Origin of the sequence: Paraplanobispora takensis (assembly GCF_016863195.1) — a bacterium.
In the GTDB taxonomy this organism is placed as follows: Bacteria; Actinomycetota; Actinomycetes; order Streptosporangiales; family Streptosporangiaceae; genus Planobispora; species Planobispora takensis.
Genome location: NZ_BOOK01000024.1, coordinates 121,296 through 137,643 on the forward strand (window position 1 = coordinate 121,296; position 16,348 = coordinate 137,643).

General features: G+C 72.1%; 18 protein-coding genes. 8 read left to right on the forward strand and 10 right to left on the reverse strand.

From position 1 onward, the window contains the following. Positions 1 to 124 precede the first annotated feature (124 nt). The 5 genes from Pta02_RS17300 to Pta02_RS17320 form a co-directional block, all read right to left on the reverse strand. Positions 125 to 1,792, reverse strand: coding sequence for a DUF4082 domain-containing protein (locus Pta02_RS17300; protein WP_203875865.1), 1,668 nt, complete (start codon positions 1,790 to 1,792; stop codon positions 125 to 127). Positions 1,793 to 1,992: 200 nt separating this feature from the next. Further along, positions 1,993 to 2,763 (reverse strand): precorrin-4 C(11)-methyltransferase, encoded by a 771-nt coding sequence (gene cobM, locus Pta02_RS17305; protein ID WP_203875866.1) that lies wholly within the window; start codon positions 2,761 to 2,763, stop codon positions 1,993 to 1,995. Then, positions 2,760 to 3,980: a precorrin-6y C5,15-methyltransferase (decarboxylating) subunit CbiE gene (cbiE, locus tag Pta02_RS17310; protein ID WP_203875867.1), complete on the reverse strand. Its 1,221-nt coding sequence runs from the start codon at positions 3,978 to 3,980 to the stop codon at positions 2,760 to 2,762. Before cbiE ends, cobM begins: the two co-directional genes overlap by 4 nt. Then, the gene (locus Pta02_RS17315; RefSeq protein ID WP_203875868.1) at positions 3,973 to 4,371 is read right to left on the reverse strand and encodes a pyridoxamine 5'-phosphate oxidase family protein; all 399 of its coding nucleotides are present in this window, start codon (positions 4,369 to 4,371) and stop codon (positions 3,973 to 3,975) included. Before Pta02_RS17315 ends, cbiE begins: the two co-directional genes overlap by 8 nt. A gap of 167 nt (positions 4,372 to 4,538) precedes the next feature. After that, on the reverse strand, positions 4,539 to 4,937 hold the full coding sequence (locus Pta02_RS17320) for a PPOX class F420-dependent oxidoreductase (protein ID WP_203875869.1): 399 nt from the start codon (positions 4,935 to 4,937) through the stop codon (positions 4,539 to 4,541). 242 nt (positions 4,938 to 5,179) lie between these two features. On the opposite strand from Pta02_RS17320, the gene Pta02_RS17325 reads away from it, so the two are divergent. After that, positions 5,180 to 6,181: a DNA topoisomerase IB gene (locus Pta02_RS17325; RefSeq protein ID WP_203875870.1), complete on the forward strand. Its 1,002-nt coding sequence runs from the start codon at positions 5,180 to 5,182 to the stop codon at positions 6,179 to 6,181. A 124-nt stretch (positions 6,182 to 6,305) separates the two neighbouring features. Then, positions 6,306 to 6,584: a WhiB family transcriptional regulator gene (locus Pta02_RS17330; RefSeq protein ID WP_203875871.1), complete on the forward strand. Its 279-nt coding sequence runs from the start codon at positions 6,306 to 6,308 to the stop codon at positions 6,582 to 6,584. Positions 6,585 to 6,599: 15 nt separating this feature from the next. On the opposite strand, the gene Pta02_RS17335 is transcribed toward Pta02_RS17330, so the two are convergent. Next, positions 6,600 to 7,304 (reverse strand): PaaI family thioesterase, encoded by a 705-nt coding sequence (locus Pta02_RS17335; protein ID WP_203875872.1) that lies wholly within the window; start codon positions 7,302 to 7,304, stop codon positions 6,600 to 6,602. Positions 7,305 to 7,530: 226 nt separating this feature from the next. Between Pta02_RS17335 and Pta02_RS17340 the strand changes: the two genes are divergently transcribed. From Pta02_RS17340 to Pta02_RS17350, 3 genes are all read left to right on the forward strand, one after another. Then, the gene (locus Pta02_RS17340; RefSeq protein WP_239130799.1) at positions 7,531 to 8,328 is read left to right on the forward strand and encodes a glycerophosphodiester phosphodiesterase family protein; all 798 of its coding nucleotides are present in this window, start codon (positions 7,531 to 7,533) and stop codon (positions 8,326 to 8,328) included. A 199-nt stretch (positions 8,329 to 8,527) separates the two neighbouring features. Then, positions 8,528 to 9,889 carry an MFS transporter gene (locus Pta02_RS17345; protein WP_203875874.1) on the forward strand — a complete coding sequence of 454 codons (1,362 nt, stop codon included), beginning with the start codon at positions 8,528 to 8,530 and terminating at the stop codon, positions 9,887 to 9,889. Between the two features lie 204 nt (positions 9,890 to 10,093). Beyond that, a complete protein-coding gene (locus tag Pta02_RS17350; protein ID WP_203875875.1) occupies positions 10,094 to 10,438 on the forward strand; it encodes an RNA polymerase-binding protein RbpA in 345 nt (114 codons plus the stop codon). A gap of 134 nt (positions 10,439 to 10,572) precedes the next feature. On the opposite strand, the gene Pta02_RS17355 is transcribed toward Pta02_RS17350, so the two are convergent. Beyond that, the gene (locus Pta02_RS17355; protein ID WP_203875876.1) at positions 10,573 to 11,064 is read right to left on the reverse strand and encodes a cupin domain-containing protein; all 492 of its coding nucleotides are present in this window, start codon (positions 11,062 to 11,064) and stop codon (positions 10,573 to 10,575) included. 55 nt (positions 11,065 to 11,119) lie between these two features. On the opposite strand from Pta02_RS17355, the gene Pta02_RS17360 reads away from it, so the two are divergent. Together Pta02_RS17360 and Pta02_RS17365 are read left to right on the forward strand one after the other, a co-directional pair. Further along, positions 11,120 to 11,776 (forward strand): TetR/AcrR family transcriptional regulator, encoded by a 657-nt coding sequence (locus tag Pta02_RS17360; RefSeq protein ID WP_203875877.1) that lies wholly within the window; start codon positions 11,120 to 11,122, stop codon positions 11,774 to 11,776. Between the two features lie 396 nt (positions 11,777 to 12,172). After that, a complete protein-coding gene (locus Pta02_RS17365; protein WP_239130800.1) occupies positions 12,173 to 12,652 on the forward strand; it encodes an SRPBCC family protein in 480 nt (159 codons plus the stop codon). A gap of 24 nt (positions 12,653 to 12,676) precedes the next feature. Here the strand turns inward: Pta02_RS17365 and Pta02_RS17370 are convergent, their stop codons facing one another. The 3 genes from Pta02_RS17370 to lnt all read right to left on the reverse strand — a co-directional run bounded on the left by Pta02_RS17370 (position 12,677) and on the right by lnt (position 15,763). Further along, entirely contained in the window at positions 12,677 to 13,237 is a 561-nt protein-coding gene (locus Pta02_RS17370) for an FxsA family protein (protein ID WP_203875878.1), read from the reverse strand. A 118-nt stretch (positions 13,238 to 13,355) separates the two neighbouring features. Further along, positions 13,356 to 14,099, reverse strand: a complete 744-nt coding sequence (locus tag Pta02_RS17375; RefSeq protein ID WP_203875944.1) for a polyprenol monophosphomannose synthase — start codon at positions 14,097 to 14,099, stop codon at positions 13,356 to 13,358. After that, the gene (lnt, locus tag Pta02_RS17380) at positions 14,099 to 15,763 is read right to left on the reverse strand and encodes an apolipoprotein N-acyltransferase (RefSeq protein ID WP_203875879.1); all 1,665 of its coding nucleotides are present in this window, start codon (positions 15,761 to 15,763) and stop codon (positions 14,099 to 14,101) included. Before lnt ends, Pta02_RS17375 begins: the two co-directional genes overlap by 1 nt. A gap of 289 nt (positions 15,764 to 16,052) precedes the next feature. Here lnt and Pta02_RS17385 point away from each other — a divergent pair, with 289 nt between their 5' ends. After that, the gene (locus Pta02_RS17385; RefSeq protein WP_203875880.1) at positions 16,053 to 16,298 is read left to right on the forward strand and encodes a hypothetical protein; all 246 of its coding nucleotides are present in this window, start codon (positions 16,053 to 16,055) and stop codon (positions 16,296 to 16,298) included. Positions 16,299 to 16,348 lie beyond the last annotated feature (50 nt).

The window sequence follows — 16,348 nt, forward strand, 5'->3', positions numbered from 1 at the left end:
TCGACGGGTGCCGCCACGATAGCCGTGCCCTCGACGCCATATCCGGCAAACGCCTACAGGAGTAAGAAAACCGGACCACGAAAAATGGCGATATGTCCGGGTACCCGTCCTGTACGGCGTGCCGTCAGGTGCAGTTCAGCGGGGACACGACCGAGGTGATGCGGTAGTTCTGATCGATCCTGACGAGCTTGTTGCCGGAGAAATCCACCCGGGCGCAGTCGACCACCAGCGGGCCGTACTCCCAGGACTTGTCCACCACGCTGTTGCCCTTCATGATCTGTTTTCCGTTGGCGTGCAGCAGGCGCATGCTGTAGGTGCCGCCCATCACCAGGTTCTCGGTCACCTCCACGTCCACCGTACCGGTGTCGACCAGGAAGATCGGCGAGGTGACGTCCTTGGCCCGGCGCTGGTCGAAGGTGTTGTGGTGGACCACCAGTCCCTTGCCCGCGCCGATGGTCTGGATGCCGTCGCCGTGGTCGCCGGGGTTGGAGCACAGCAGCACGTAGGAGTCCTCGATGCGCACGTTGTCACCGGAGACGCTGAAGCCGTCGCCGTGGCCGCGGATGTGCACGCGTTCGGCGGTGAAGTTGGCGGTCTGGATGCCGGGGGCGGTCAGGCAGCCGGTCTCCGGGCCGACGACGGAGTCGGTGATGGTGAAGGAGTAGGTCTTGCGGGCGTACTCGTCCTGTACGCCGCCGTCGATCCGGCTGTTCCTGATGACGACGTTGTCGGCGGTGATCAGCAGGTCGCCGGGGATGTGCACGCCGTCCAGGACGGTGTTGTCCTGGGTGACCCGGTAGGTGTCGCCGTAGAAGCTCAGCGGCAGTTCCTTAAGCCTCGTGCCGGGCGGCACGCCCGTGCACGCCGGAGTCGGATGGTCCGGGCAGGCGCCGCGCGGCGGAGGCTCGGTGCTCACCGTCGCGGTCGGAGCAGGGGTCGCCGTCCCGGTGACCGTCGGAGCAGGGGTCGCCGTGGTCTCCGTCGGGCCGGGGGTCGGCGTGGCCGTCTCGGTCGGCGTCGCGGAAGGGCCGGTGCTGGGCGTGAGGCTCGGTACGGGCTCGACTGTCACCGTCGCGCTGTAGGTCGGCTCCACGGGCGTGGGCGACACCACCGTGGGCGACGCCGCGGTGGGCGTCACGGACGGCGCGGACGGCGCGGGTGTCGCCGTGGCCGTGGGGGGAGGCATGCCGGGGCTGCGCCAGCGGAAGATGACGTCCACCCAGTAGTTGTAGTTCCTGCGGTTCCACCGGTCGGGGAAACCGCCGCCGTAGGTGTAGACGCCCGACCGGTACGCGAGCGTGCTCAGCGGGCCCGAGGTGACGGGCCTGGCCCACCTGGTGCCGACGAAGGCGCCGCTCCGGCTGCGGTAGGAGACCGTGTACACCCGGTTCGCCTTCACCGCCACGGGTGTGGCGAAGCGGGCCTCCTGCCAGCCGACGGCGCCGGTCGGGCCGAAGGCGACCCGGGCGAGCCTGCGGCCCCGCGAGTCCCAGAGGCTTCCGGTGTAGTCGCCGCCGACGGCACCGATCTTGTAGAACCGCACTCCCGCGACCCAGCCGTCGCGCCGGGCGGTGAACCGCGTGCCCAGCTCGACCGGGGGCCCGGAGTAGGACGCCGCGTTCTCGATCTCGCCCCTGTCCGGCCACAGGGAGGTCTCCCGATCCTCCTCCACCGCGGCCAGGACGGTCCGCCCGGACACCGGCGGGGGCTCGCTGCCCCGGATCGCGACCACGACGACGGGGACCGCCGCGAGCAGGGCGCAGACGAGGGCGGCGCGGGCGCCTAATCGCACCCTGCGGCGGCGTGCTCTCTGTGCGCCTCGTACGCCCCGGCCCGAGGAGTGTGCACTAGCCATGATCCCGACCTCCGCGCCGGATCATGTCCGGCTCGACGACGTCTTCGGTGGGTCCGCGTGCCGGAGGTCATTGTTACGGGAGAGGTCACGACTCCGCATTGGTTTCTTAGAAAAATACTAAAAAATTATGATTAGTCTTATTCATCACTCGATGACCGGCTCAACACGGGACGGCACCGGGCGTCCGAGTACAGATGGCTGTCCGGGAACTCCGAGGCGGTCAGGACGCGGCCGACGACGATGACGGCGGTCCGCAGGATCCCGGCGGCCCGGACCTGCCCGGCGATGTCGGCGAGGGTGCCGCGCAGGACGACCTCGTCGTCGCGGCTGGCCCTGGCCACCACCGCCACCGGACAGTCGGCCCCGTAGTTGGGGACCAGTTCCTCCACCACCGCCTCGACGCGCTGCACGGCCAGGTGCAGCACCATCGTCGCCCGGCTCCTGCCGAGCGTGTCCAGGTCCTCCCCGTCGGGCATGGGAGTGGCCCTGGCCGAGGTCCGGGTCAGCGTGATCGTCTGCCCCACTCCGGGGACGGTCAGCTCGCGCTTCAACGAGGCCGCCGCCGCCGCGAAGGCCGGCACCCCGGGGATCACCTCGTACGGCACCGCCGCGGCGTCGAGCCGGCGCATCTGCTCGGCCATCGCGCTGAACACCGAGGGGTCTCCGGAGTGCAGCCGGGCCACGTCGTGACCGGCCTGGTGGGCGGCGAGCATCTCCGCCACGATCCCCTCCAGCGTCATGTTCGCGGTGTCCACCAGCCGGGCGCCGGGCGGGCAGTCCCGCAGGAGCTCCTCCGGCACCAGCGACCCGGCGTACAGGCACACCGGCGAGGCCGCGATCGCCCTCTGGCCGCGCACGGTGATCAGGTCGGCGGCGCCGGGCCCCGCCCCGATGAAGCGGATCGTCATCGTTCCTCCTGCGGCCGGATCGCCGTCCAGATCGTCACGGGCATCAGGGGCTTCCACCCGGTGAAGCCCCCCACCGGGGCGGCCCTGCTGACCGCCAGCCGTACCAGGTCGCCGCCCAGCTCGCCGTGCCAGGAGGCCAGTACCGCCTCGGACTCGACGGTCACCGCGTTGGCCACCAGGCGGCCCCCCGGCCGCAGCGCCCGCCAGCAGGCCTGCACCACCCCGGGTACGGTCACCCCGCCGCCGACGAAGACGGCGTCGGGCTGCTCCAGCCCGGCGAGCGCGTCGGGGGCGGGCCCGTTCACCACGTTCAGGCCGGGGACGCCGAGCCCGGCCGCGTTCCGCGCGGCCCTGGCCGCGCGCTCGGGGTCGCGTTCCACCGCGACCGCGCGGTTGGCCCGGTGGGCGCGCATCCATTCGATCGCGATGCTGCCCGCCCCGGCGCCGACGTCCCACAGCAGCTCGCCGGGGACGGGGGCGAGCCTGGACAGCGTCACCGCGCGCACCTCGGCCTTGGTGAGCTGGCCGTCGTGCTCGAACGCCGCGTCGGGCAGGCCGGGGACGCAGGGCAGCGGGACCGTTCCGGGACCGGCCCGCAACTCCACGGCGACGATGTTCAGATCCTGGGTCACCGGCAGCGCCCAGCCTTCCGCCGTCCCGGAGACCAGACGCTCCTCGGGACCGCCGAGCCGTTCCAGGACGGTCATCTGGCTGGCGCCGTACCCGTCGGCGCTCAGCAGCTGCGCGACCTGGCCGGCGGAGCGGCCGTCGGCCCCCAGGACCAGCACGCGGCGACCCGGTCCGGCCACCGCCCGCAGCGCCTCGACGGGGCCCGTCACGAGGCTGACCACCTCGACCCGGTCGGCGGCCCAGCCCAGGCGGGCGCAGGCCAGCGAGACCGACGACGGGTGCGGCAGCACCCGGACCCCTCCGGGACCCAGCAGGCGCACCAGCGTCGTGCCGATGCCGTGGAACATGGGGTCGCCGCTGGCCAGCACGCACACGCGGCGGCCCCGGTGGGCGGCCAGCAGCGAGGGCAGCGCGGGCAGCAGCGGCGAGGGCCACACCACCCGCTCGGCGGTGGGCTCGGGGACCAGCGCGAGCTGACGGGCGCTGCCCATGAGGACCTCGGCGGCGTGCAGCTCGCGGCGGGCGGCCTGCGACAGCCCGGCCCAGCCGTCGGCGCCGATGCCGACGACGGTGAGGGCCTCAGACATTGCCCATCACCCGGGTGACCTGGATCTCGATGACGACGCGGGCGGGGTTCTCGCGGGGCTTGCGGTAGCGCTCGGCGTAGCGGCGCTCGGCCTCGGCGACCGGCCCCGGGTCGCGGCGGACGACCGCGTACCCCTCCAGGGTGGACCAGCGCCGCCCGTCCACCTGGCAGACGGCGACCAGGGCGTCCCGCCCGGCTTCGGCGGCGGCCAGGACGTTGCGGACCTTGCGGGAGCCCCCCGAGGAGATCACGCGTGCCGTGGCGGTGTCCACGTCCAGCGTCACCCCCACCGGGACGACGTGCGGGGAGCCGTCGGTCCGCATGGTGGTCAGCGTGCACAGATGACGCTCACGCCAGAAGGCGCGGAACCCGTCTCCGAGATCCTTCAACACCCAGCCCTTCCGTTTGTCACGGTTCAGGGCGACATGCTAGCCGTCATCCCGGCTCCTGATCTCCGCCGGGCGCGACGCGTCTGCGCCGGGTACGGCCTCCGCGGGCAGCGACGTCCGGCCCCGGCGGGCGCCGCCGGAAGGGGAGCTCCCGGCGGCGGGGCGGCGGCTCAGCCGCCGGAGTTGTGGATCACCCGCTGGGGGGTCACCCGGACCGTGATGCGCTGCTCCCCCGGCTGGCGGTAGGGGTAGGTCTCCACGCCCAGATACTTGTTCGCCAGGCGGTCGATGACCTCGTCCGCCCCCTCCAGTTCCAGCTCGGCGGTGCCGGAGACGCTCACCAGGTGGAAGGGGTCCTTCGGGTCCAGCACGCTCACCGACACCTGGGGGTTGGCGCGCAGGTGGCGCTCCTTGGCCCGGCCGACGGCGGTGTTGAACACGACGTCGTCGCCCTCGACGTCCACCCAGACGACGGTGCTCTGCAAGGAGCCGTCGGGCCGTACGGTGGCCACCCAGGCGTGCCACGGCTGCCGGAACAGCTCCTTGGCCTCTTCGGTCAGCTTGTCCACGAAACCTCCCCGATCCCGGCGGTGTGCCGGTGAAACAGTGCGATGCGAAACGGCGTGCCACGAAAACGGCGCGCCAACGGTGCGCCGCGGAACGAGCGGGCACGAGCCGATCGAACACCGCGGCCACCGGTCCGCCCGGCTCCGCCACGCGTTCCGGACACGCACATTCCCCTTTTCCAGTTCTTCATTTACGGGACCCGTCCGCCCGTCTCGCTTGAGGGAGTCTGGGTAGAGGGGAGCCCATGACCGAACTGCGCCAGAGTGATCCCGCCGAGCCCGGCATCCTGCGCCGCCGCAGGGGACGGGGTTTCAGCTACCACTACGCCGACGGCCGGCAGGTCCGCGACCGCCGTACCCTCAACCGGATCAAGGCGCTGGCCCTGCCGCCCGCCTGGACCGACGTGTGGATCTGCCGGACTCGCGACGGGCACATCCAGGCGGTCGGCACCGACTCGGCCGGGCGCCGGCAGTACCGCTATCACGACGTCTGGCGCCAGGAGCAGGACCGGGTCAAGTTCGACCGGGTGCTGGAGATGGCCGAGCGGCTGCCGAAGTTCCGCGAGCGCGTCGCCGAGCACCTGGAGCAGCCGGGGCTGACGCGCGAGCGGGTGCTCGCCGCGGCGGCCAGGATGCTCGACGTCGGTTTCTTCCGGGTGGGCGGGGAGTCCTACGAGTCGTTCGGGCTCGCCACGCTCAGGATGGAGCACGTCACCTGCTCCAGGGGGCGGGTCACCTGCTCCTATCCGGCCAAGGGCGGCAAGCACCGCGAGGTGGAGATCATCGACACGGACGTGTGCAAGGTGATCACTTCCCTGCACCGGGCCGGGGAGGAGGGGGAACTGCTGCGCTACGAGAACGGCCCCGGCTGGACGGACGTGCGCAGCGACGACATCAACGCCTATCTGCGCGAGACCTTCGAGTTCGAGGTGTCGGCCAAGGACTTCCGGACCTGGCACGGGACCGTGCTGGCCGCGGTGGGCCTGGCCGTCTCCGCCCGGATGCGCTCCAAGCGCGGCAGGGACAAGGCGGTGGCCAGGGTGATGAGTGAGGTGGCCGGCTATCTGGGCAACACGCCCGCGGTGGCCCGGGCCTCCTACGTGGATCCCCGCGTCGTCGCGGCCTACAACGGAGGGCGGACGATCGCCCGGGCGCTCACCGAACTGGGCGCCGAAGCAGGTTTCGGGCAGCTCGCCACGCGGAGCGGAGTGGAACGGGCGGTCGTCTCGCTTCTGCGGCGATCATGATTTCCCGGTCCTAATTTTACGGATTTTTCTCTCCCGAAATCGTATGAACCCGACAGGCAAGGGCATCCGAATGAGCAGTTGGGCCGACGGTAGTCGGGTTTCTCCCAGACTCATTGGATTAACTATGTCTTCTCACACCGATATCTCCTTCATCACTCACTGGTCCCGTCAGGCCGCCTGCCTCAGCGAGGATCCGGAGTTGTTCTTTCCCATCTCACCCCAGGGCCCCGGGCAGATGCAGCATGAGCACGCCAAGGCCGTCTGCCGCCGCTGCCCGGTGCGGGCGCAGTGCCTGGACTACGCCGTCAGCACCCGTCAGATGCACGGGGTGTGGGGCGGCACCAGCCCCGACGAGCGCACCGCGGCCGCCCTGACGGCGTCCCGCCAGAAGGCGGCCATATAGCCCACCGCACCCCGCTCACATCTCGATCCACGTGGCCTCCGCGGCCGCGACCAGCCTTCCGTCCGTCTCGTACACCGCCGAGCTCGCGAAGAGCTTGCGCCGCTCCCGTCCCTGCCTGCGGGCGACGACCACGTATGTCCTGCCGGGAACGACCTGCCGGTGCACCCGGGCCGTGAGCCTGCCCAGCAGCGCCACCCCGCCCGGTTCGAGGTGCGCCCAGCCCGAAGGGCAGTCCAGCGCCCCCCACACGTGGGTCAGCGGCATGGACGCCGACCACTCGGCCAGGGCCGGGTGGGCGAACCACGAGGCGGCGACGGTGCCCGGCGCGCCGGCCGCCCCCGGGCGGATGCGCATCCCGTTCTCAGGCTCGCGGTCTCCGCAGACGAAGCAGTCCGGGAAGGGGTGGGATCCGGCCCCGACGAAGTGCCGCTCGGCCCTCCTGGCCTGGTCGAGGGAGACGAACGGCGGCGGCAGCGGGTCCTCCTGCGCCGGTCCGGCCTCCACCAGCAGCTCGGTCCCGTGGAAGAGTTCCGCCCGGGCCCCGGCGCGCTCGATCCGCAGCCCGGTGCCCACCGGGGTCGGTGCCCGCAGCGTCACCTCGATCGCGCCCGAGGGCGGCAGGTAACCGGCCAGCAGACCCGAGATCCACCCGCCGTTGACCATCCCCTTCGGACCGCAGTAGCGGTCCTGCACGCTGAACTCCTGCACGCGGGTATTCATTTTGCTCCGTTCCAATCGGACGTCCGGACATTCCTCAACCGGCGGAGCCCACAGTGGCGCCCGCTGCTTTCAGTCCGCTGTCACTTCGGTGTCACACGCTCTCGCGCGCCGTCGCGGTCCCGGATCGGCGGCGTCACCGGGTGGAAGGGACGTTTTGAAGGCCCGTGACCCAAACGTTCACCCAGGTGCGATGACGAGCCGCTCCCATACCGGGCATACTCCTGCCGTGCAGCGCCGTTACCCCTTCCTCGACCATCCGGGACCGCTCGCCTTCGCCCACCGGGGCGGGGCGTCGGAAGGCCGGGAGAACACCCATGCGACTTTCGCCCGCGCGGTGGAGCTCGGCTACACCTACCTGGAGACCGACGCCCACGCCACCGCCGACGGCGTGCTGCTGGCCTTCCACGACCACACCCTGGACCGGGTGACCGACCGGACCGGCCGGATCGCCGCCCTGCCGTACCGGGCGGTGCGCGAGGCCCGGATCGGCGGCGTCGAGGAGATCCCGCTCATGGAGGACCTGCTGGGCTCCTGGCCGCAGGCGCGCTTCAACATCGACGTCAAGGAGTCGGAGACCATCGCCCCGCTGGCCGAGGTGATCAGGCGGACCAACGCCTACGACCGCGTCTGCCTGACCTCCTTCTCCGACGAGCGGCTCGCCCGCGCCCGCGCCGCGATCGGGCGGGAGGTGTGCTCGGCCCTCGGCCCGCGGGGCGTGGCCACGCTGCGCGCCGCCGCGGTGACCTCGGCCTACGGCCGCCTGCTCACCCGGCTGGCCCGCGCCGGAGTACCGTGCGCGCAGGTGCCGGTGGGCTTCCGGGGGCTGCGGGTCACCACCCCCGCCCTGATCCGTACGGCGCACGCCCTCGGCATGCAGATCCACGTGTGGACCGTCAACGACACCCGGGCGATGGAGCGCCTGCTCGACATGGGCGTGGACGGGGTGATGACCGACAACATCTCCGGCCTGCGCGACGTGCTCCGGTCGCGGGGCCAGTGGTACCCGCGGGAGCTCGCCGCCTGACCGCCCGCCGCCCGTCCGGGACGGGCCCCGTCCGTTCTCCCGTGACATCCGGCCGTCCGGCCCGTCCGGGCCCGGCGACCTCCGATCCGGCGACATCCGACCCGACGATCTCCAGCCGCGGCGCACCCGGCCGCGACGCCCCCGGCGCGGCGCACCGCCGTACCGGGCCTCCTCCCCCCGAACGAACCGAGGACCGCCCATGACCGCCTCACCGGCCGTCGAAGAGACCCCCCAGGCCCGCCGCCGTGAGCAACGCGGCTGGTACTGGTACGACTGGGCCAACTCGGCCTTCCCCACCACCGTCCTGACGGTGTTCCTCGGCCCGTACCTGACCACGATCGCCGAGAGCGCCGCCAAGGCCGCCGGGGCGGAGTACATCCCGGTGCTCTGGTTCGACGTACGGCCCAGCGCCTACTACTCGTTCGTGGTGGGCGTGGCCGCCATCCTGCAGATCATCCTGATGCCCGTGGTGGGGGCGCTGGCCGACCACACCGGCCGCAAGAAGGAGATCATGGGCACCTTCGCCTATCTGGGCGCGGGGGCCACGGTCTGCTTCTGGTTCCTGTCCGGCGACCGCTACATGCTGGGCGGCTGGCTGTTCATCATCGCCAGCGTCAGCTTCGCCGCCGCCTTCGTGGTCTACAACTCGTTCCTGCCGGAGATCGCCACGTCCGACGAGCGCGACGGGGTCTCGGCACAGGGCTGGGGCTTCGGCTATCTCGGCGGCGGCCTGCTGCTGGCGATCCACCTGGCGCTGTTCCTCTACCACGAGTCCTTCGGGATCGCCGAGGGCGACGCGGTGCGCATCGCGCTGGCCTCCTCCGGCCTGTGGTGGGGCGGGTTCACGGTCATCCCGATGCTGCGGCTGCGCAACCGGCGGGCCCTCGCCCGCGGTACCGAGAACGCCGGCCAGGTCATGGCCGGCAGCTTCCGGCAGCTGGGCCGTACGATCGCCGGTCTGCGGCAGTACCCGCTGACGCTGGCCTTCCTGATCGTCTATCTGATCTACAACGACGGCGTGCAGACGGTCATCTCCTTCTCGGCCACCTACGCCGACAAGGAGCTCGGCCTGAGCCAGACGGTGCGGATCGCCGCCATCCTGATGGTGCAGTTCGTGGCCTTCGGCGGCGCGCTGCTGCTGGGCCGGCTGGCCTCCTCCTTCGGGGCCAAGAAGGTCGTGATGGTCGCGCTGGTGGCCTGGACCATCGTGGTGGGGGTGGCCTACTTCCTGCCCAAGGGGTCGGCGGCGGCGTTCTTCGCGCTCGGCTTCGCCATCGCGATCGTGATGGGCGGCACCCAGGCGCTGTCGCGCTCGCTGTTCTCCCACGTGATCCCCAAGGGGAAGGAGGCGGAGTACTACAGCCTGTACGAGATCAGCGACAAGGGCTCGACGTTCCTCGGCTCGTTCACCCTCGGCCTGGCGCTCCAGCTGACCGACAGCTACCGGCTCGGCATCCTCACCCTGCTGATCTTCTTCGTAATCGGCCTGGCCGGACTGGCCGCCATCAACCTGCCCAAGGCCATCCGCGCGGCGGGCAATCCGGTGCCCGAGCGCATCTGAGGAGACCCCTCGGGGAACCCCTGAGGAAGCTCTGGGGAAGCTCCGGGGAACCTCTGTGAAACCTCCAGAAAAGAGTCTCCAGACGACCACGTTGAAAACGCGCGATTGGATCACGTCGTGGGTGGGAATCCACACACGGTATCAAGCGTTGTACGCCGTGGGAGACGAACCCCTCACGACGGGGCCCTCAGGAGGCATTGAGACATGGGCGAGCGTGCGCTGCGCGGTACCCGACTCGGGGCGACCAGCTACGAGAACGACCGCAACACCGATCTGGCCCCGCGCCAGGAGGTGTCCTACATTTGCCCGAAGGGCCATCGATTCGACGTCCCTCTTGCGGCTGAAGCGGAGATCCCGGCGACCTGGGAGTGCCGCATGTGCGGCGTGACCGCGCTGCGGGTCGACGGCGAGCTGCCCGAGGCCAAGAAGGCCAAGCCGCCGCGGACCCACTGGGACATGCTGCTGGAGCGCCGTACGATCGAGGACCTCGAGGAGGTGCTCAACGAGCGCCTGGCGATCCTCCGCGCCCAGCGCCGCAAGAGCGCCTGACCGCGGGGAGAGCAGGGCCGTCTGGACCGTTCGGGGAACGGACAGGAACCGGAGCCCCCGGCACCCGTCACGGGTGCCGGGGGCTCCGGCTTCTCAGGGGAACCCCCCTCCGGCTCCCTTGAGCCTGCGGATCGTCAGTGGCGCGGCGGCGGGCCCGTCAGCTCGATCGCGTGCCGGGCCGCGGCATGGCCGAGGGCCGCGGGATCGACCGGGGCGGGATCCGGCAGCCGCCGCTGGAGCGCGGGCTCTCCGACGTCCGCGGCGAACGCCTCGAAGCCGGACGGCGTGGTGATCTGCAGGCTCCGCAACGGATCGTCGGGGCCGACCAGGAAAGTGTGCGCCAGTCCGACGGGCAGGAGCACGAGATCGCCGGGCCCGGCCGCGAAGCTCTCGCCGTCGCAGTCGAACCGCGCGGTGCCGGACAGCACGTAGAACAGCTCGTCCTCTTCCAGGTGCCGGTGCAGGGGCGGCGCGAACCCGGGCGGGTTGAGGAACTCGACGACCGTGAGCCGTCCGCGGGTCGCCGCACCGGCGGCTTTGACCGTGGCCAGGCTGCCCAGGAACCAGAAGTCGTCGCCCTCGTCCGCGCGCCGCATGAACGGGCGGACCGGTGTCGTCTGGTGCATGACCCTCCTTTCGATATACCAGCGTCTATCGAATAGTCCACTAGTATTCACGAATATGGAAGAGGTCGAGGGCGGACGGTCGCGGCGGCGGTACCGCTCCCCGCTGCGCGAGGAGAGCGCCCGCCGGACCCGCCGCGCGATCGTCGCCGCGGCGGGCGAGCTGTTCCTCCTGCGCGGCTACGCCGCGACCTCGCTGGCGGACGTGGCCGTCGCCGCGGGGGTCGCGCGCCCCACGGTCTTCGCCGCCTTCGGCTCCAAGCCCGCGCTGCTGCGCCAGGTGCTCGACGAGGCCCTGGCCGGTGACGACGCCCCCGTCCCCGTGGCCGACAGGCCGTGGTTCCGGCCCGTGTGGGAGGCCACCACCCAGGACGGGCTCCTGGACGCCTACGCCCGGGTGTGCACCCTGATCGGCGGCCGCGCGGCCCCGATCTTCGAGACGGTCCGCCGGGCCGCCGACACGGCGGGTGAGGTGACCGACGTCTGGACCACCCTGCAGGACAACCGCCGCAAGGGCGCCGCGATGGTGGTCGAGCGCCTCGCCCACCTCGGGCCGCTCCGCCCGGAGCTGGACCTGCGGCGGGCGACCGACGTGCTGTGGGTCCTCAACGACCCGGCCCACTACGACGCGCTGGTGATCCAGTGCGGCTGGCCCGAGGACTCCTTCAGGCAGTGGCTTGCGGCGCGGATGAGTGACGCGCTGCTGCGGCCCTGACCCCGTTGACGGCCCCGTTCACCGCCTGGTGCGGGTAGACGTGCTCCAGCGTGTGGCCGGGAGGCAGGACGCACCGGCGCCGGGCGCTCTGGTGGGCGCAGCGGGGGGCGTCTTCGCGGCGCGGCAGGAGCATCGGCTCCACGGCCCCGGCGACACCCGGGATCCCGTTCTCGCCATCCGTCATCGAACGCTCCCTACCGGTGGCCCGTCCCTGCGATCTCGGCCGTGGCAGCCTATCGCCGGACGCGCCGAATAACTAGAACACCACCTTTAACGGCATTTGCCACAGACACGTCAGATCGGCTGGTTCCCGCCGGGCTCATCCGCCGCCCCTTCCCCGGACGGTCGCCCGGCCCCCCTCGCCGATCCCGCGGGCGGCCGGGGGATCATGGAGGGGTGAGCCATACCCGCATCAGTGTCTCGACGGACGCACAGGCGAGCCCGGAGCGGGTCTTCGCGGTGCTGACCGACTGGCCCCGCCACGACGAGTGGATGCTCCTGACCCGCGCGCGCGTCACGGCCGGCGACGGCCGCGGTGCCGGGAGCGGGATCGCCGCCTTCACCGGGGTGGGGCCGGTCGGCTTCCTGGACACCATGGAGATCACCGAGTGGGACCCGCCGTCGACGGTCGCGGTCCGGCACACCGGGCGCCTGGTGCGCGGCACCGGGGCCTTCCGGGTGCTGCCCCGCGAGGGCGGCAGCACCATCGTCTGGGAGGAGGACCTCGACCTGCCGCTCGGCGCGGCCGGCCGGCTCGGGTGGAGGCTGCTGTGGCCGCTGAGCAAGGCGTTCTTCCGCCTCTCCCTGCGCCGCCTGGCGGCCCTCAGCGCGGACATGGGCTCCGGCGCGCCGGCCGACGGATCCCGCCGGGACTGAGGGCCTCGGGCGCGCAGCCGCCTCTCAGGCGTTCGGGAGGTCCCGGCCGGTGTCCCGGGTGACCGGTCCGGTGCGGTCGTCGTGGATGACCTCGCCGTGGATGACCGGGCCGGAGCGGCGCGATCCCCCGTCCTGGCCGGCGCCCCCGAAGGGGTCGAAGGCGGAGCCCGCCGGGCCGAAGCCCATGTGGAGACCGGGCTCGGCCGTCCGGGCGGCCAGCGTGCGGATCCGGCGGGCGAAGAACCACGAGCCGAGTCTGCGCATCAGCGGCCGGGTGAACGGCAACAGGAGCAGGAAGCCGGCGACGTCGGTGAGGAAGCCGGGGGTGAGCAGCAGCGTGCCGCCCGCCACGATCATGGCGCCGTCGGCGAGCTCCCGGTCGGGCATCCGGCCCTGCCCCAGAGCCTCCTGCAGGCTCCTCCAGGCCCGGCGCCCCTCCCTGCGGACGATCCAGGCGCCGAGGAGGCTGTCGGCGAGCAGCAGCGCGACCGTCCAGGGGCCGCCGATGACCTGGCCGACCTGGATCAGCACCCAGATCTCCAGGACCGGGACCACCAGGAAGATCAGGAACAGCAGAAGGCGCATCGTTTCCTCACTCGGGGCGCGTGAAGCCGTACGGCTCGCCGGAAGCCGTACCACTGTGACAACGCCCGCGGGCGCCGCCGCGTTCCGGGTTCTCCGGGCGGCGGGCGGGTGTTCGCCCTCAGCGTGGCCGGCGCAGCCGCTGCGGCAGGCCCGAGACGCCCCAGACGGTGACCCGCAGGAGCGCCTCAGAGATGATCTTTCTGCTCATCTTGCTGGTGCCGGCCGTCCGCTCGACGAACGTGATCGGCACCTCGACGACCCGCAGCCCGTGCCTGGCCGTACGGAGGGTGAGGTCGACCTGGAAGCAGTAGCCCTGCGACTCGACGTCGGCCAGGCCCACCTTCTCCAGGGTGGCGGCCCGGTAGGCGCGGAAGCCGGCGGTCGCGTCGCGCACCGGCAGGCCGAGCATGACCCGGGTGTAGACGTTGGCCCCGCGTGAGAGGAACTCCCGCGAGCCGGGCCAGTTGACCACCTTGCCGCCGGGCACCCAGCGGGAGCCGATCGCCAGGTCGGCGCCGTCGGCCAGCGCGTCGAGCAGCTTGGGCAGCTCCTCGGGCTGGTGGGAGCCGTCGGCGTCCATCTCCACCAGGACGTCGAAGCCCTCGGCCAGGCCCCAGCGGAAGCCCGCGATGTAGGCGGCGCCCAGCCCCTGCTTGCCCGGCCGGTGCAGGACGTGCACGTGGTCGTCCTGGGCCGCCAGCTCGTCGGCGATCTGCCCGGTGCCGTCGGGGCTGTTGTCGTCGGCGATCAGCAGGTGCGCCTCGGGGACCGCCGCGCGCACCCGCTCGGTGATCATCGGCAGGTTCTGCCGCTCGTTGTAGGTCGGGACGATGACGAGCACCCGGCCGATCATCCGCTCCATCATGCGTCTCCCACCTGCTGACCACCCTCCTGCGTCGCGGAGTGCGCCAGAGCGCGCTTCCGGACCACCGAAACCGCGCCCAACGCGACTGTACCCACCAGTATCAAGGCCCACTCGGGCAGAGCGCCAACCCTCGTGGCCACAGTGGTCGCGGTGCGCACCTGGACCTCCAGCACAGCCATGTCCTGGACCAGCTCGGCGGTCTCCCAGGTGACCACTCCCTCGGGGGTCACCGAGGCGGAGATGCCGGTGATCGCCGCGGTCACCACCGCCCGGTTGTGCTCCACCGCGCGCAGCTGGGACATGGCCAGCTGCTGGGGGGGCAGGTTGGTCAGCGCGTAGGTGGCGTTGTTGGTCTGCACCACCAGCGGGCTGGCCCCGGTCCTGGCGGTGCCGCGGACGACCTCGTCGAAGGCGACCTCGTAGCAGTTGATCGCCCCGACCGTCACCGGGCCCATCCGCAGGTCGCCGTCGCGGGTGCCGGGCACCGACTGCCTGCCCACCAGGTTGGCCCGCTCGAACAACGCGAGCACGAGATCCTCCATCGGGGTGAACTCCCCGAACGGCACCAGCTTCTGCTTGTCGTAGTAGGGGCCGGGGCCGGTGACCGGGTCCCAGACGAGGCTGCGGGTGGCGCGGTTGCTGTCGCCGATCGCGACCACGGCGCCGACCAGGACGGGCACCCCGATGTCCTTGACCGCCGCGTCGATCTCCTGGCGGGCGAAGTCGTTCCGGTAGGGGTCGATGTCGGTGGAGTTCTCCGGCAGCACGACGATGTCCGGCTTGGGCATCCGGCCCTCCCGTACGGCCCGCGCCATCTCGTGCAGCTTGGTCGTGTGGTTGCGCAGGACCACGGCGGGCTCGTCGCCCAGCGGGTGCATGCCCCGGCCGGGCACGTTGCCCTGGATGACGCCGACGGTCACGCTCCTGCCCTCGTCGCCGGGCCGCGGGACGGCCGCTGCCCCGGCGGGGAGGGCCAGCGCCCCGGCCAGCGGCAGGGCGAGCGACCTCACCAGCACCCGCGCAGGAGCGGGGGCCGTCACGGTCGCACGCGAGACGGACAGCGCCGGGATCGCGCGCGTGGCGGCCAGGGCCAGCAGGCCGCCGCAGAGCACGACCGCGAAGCCCACCAGCGGCGCCCCGCCGAGCGCGGCGTACGGGGTGAAGGCCGACCCGCCCTGGCTGAAGGCGATCCGCACCCAGGGGAACCCGCCGAAGGGGAAGGCCCCGCGGGCCCACTCCATCGCCACCCAGAGCGCCGCGGCCCACAGCGGCCACAGGGGCAGCCTGGTCACCGCGGCCGCCGCCACGGCCCAGGCGGCGTAGAAGAGGGTCTCGATGGCGACCAGGCCGAGCCAGGCGTCCACGCCGATCGGGCTGACCCAGTGCAGGGCGGGCAGCAAGAAGGCCAGCCCGGCGACGGAGCCCGCCCAGGCGGCGCGGCGGGGGCGGCGGCCGTACACCGTCAGCAGGATCAGCATGGCGCCGAACGGGGCGAGGAACCACAGGCCGATCGGCGGGAAGGCGAGGTACAGCAGCAGCCCGCCGGCCGCCGCGGCGGCGGCCCGGACCAGGACGCCCCGGCCCGCGGAGGCGCCGGAGGTCACCGGCCGGGAGGCCGCGGGTCGTTCCCCGGCCGGGGGGGCCGTCTTCTCCTGCACCACGGGTGGGGCTCCTTGCGATGGTCGGGCGAGCCGGTCCGGACGGTCGCCTGCGATGTCCGGGCGGCTAGCCCGAACGCTACCGCCCTTGCCGACGGGCCCCAAACCCTCCCGTCACCTGCGGCCCCCCACCGGCCGCGCGTCGCCTCCCGCCCACCGGAAGGTAAAGAACCGGCATGCCCCGCCCATAAATGAGTAACGGCGAGCATTCTGGAGTCTGTAGCGGGTATGAGGCGCTGACTCGCGAGGGAAGGCATTCCTTGCCGGGTGGAACAGCGAAAGGGGCAAGGCGATGAGTGAGCCGACGACGCAGTGCGAGGCCTGCAAGGGGGTGCTGCCCGCCACGGACCGCCGGCAGTTCACCTCCGCACGGGCGAGGCTCATCGTCGAGCACGGTTACTGCCAGTGCCAGCACACGATCGAGGAGGCCGAGGCGGCGTCCGCCCCGCACAAGACCCCGCAGAAGACCGAGCAGCAGCAGGAGGGCGGTCCGGCGCGCAACGGCGTTCCCACCCCGGCGCTGCACGGGCGGTCCTGAAGAACCCGCGGCGCCCCGGAGGACCCGCCGGAATGCGGCAACGGGGTGGT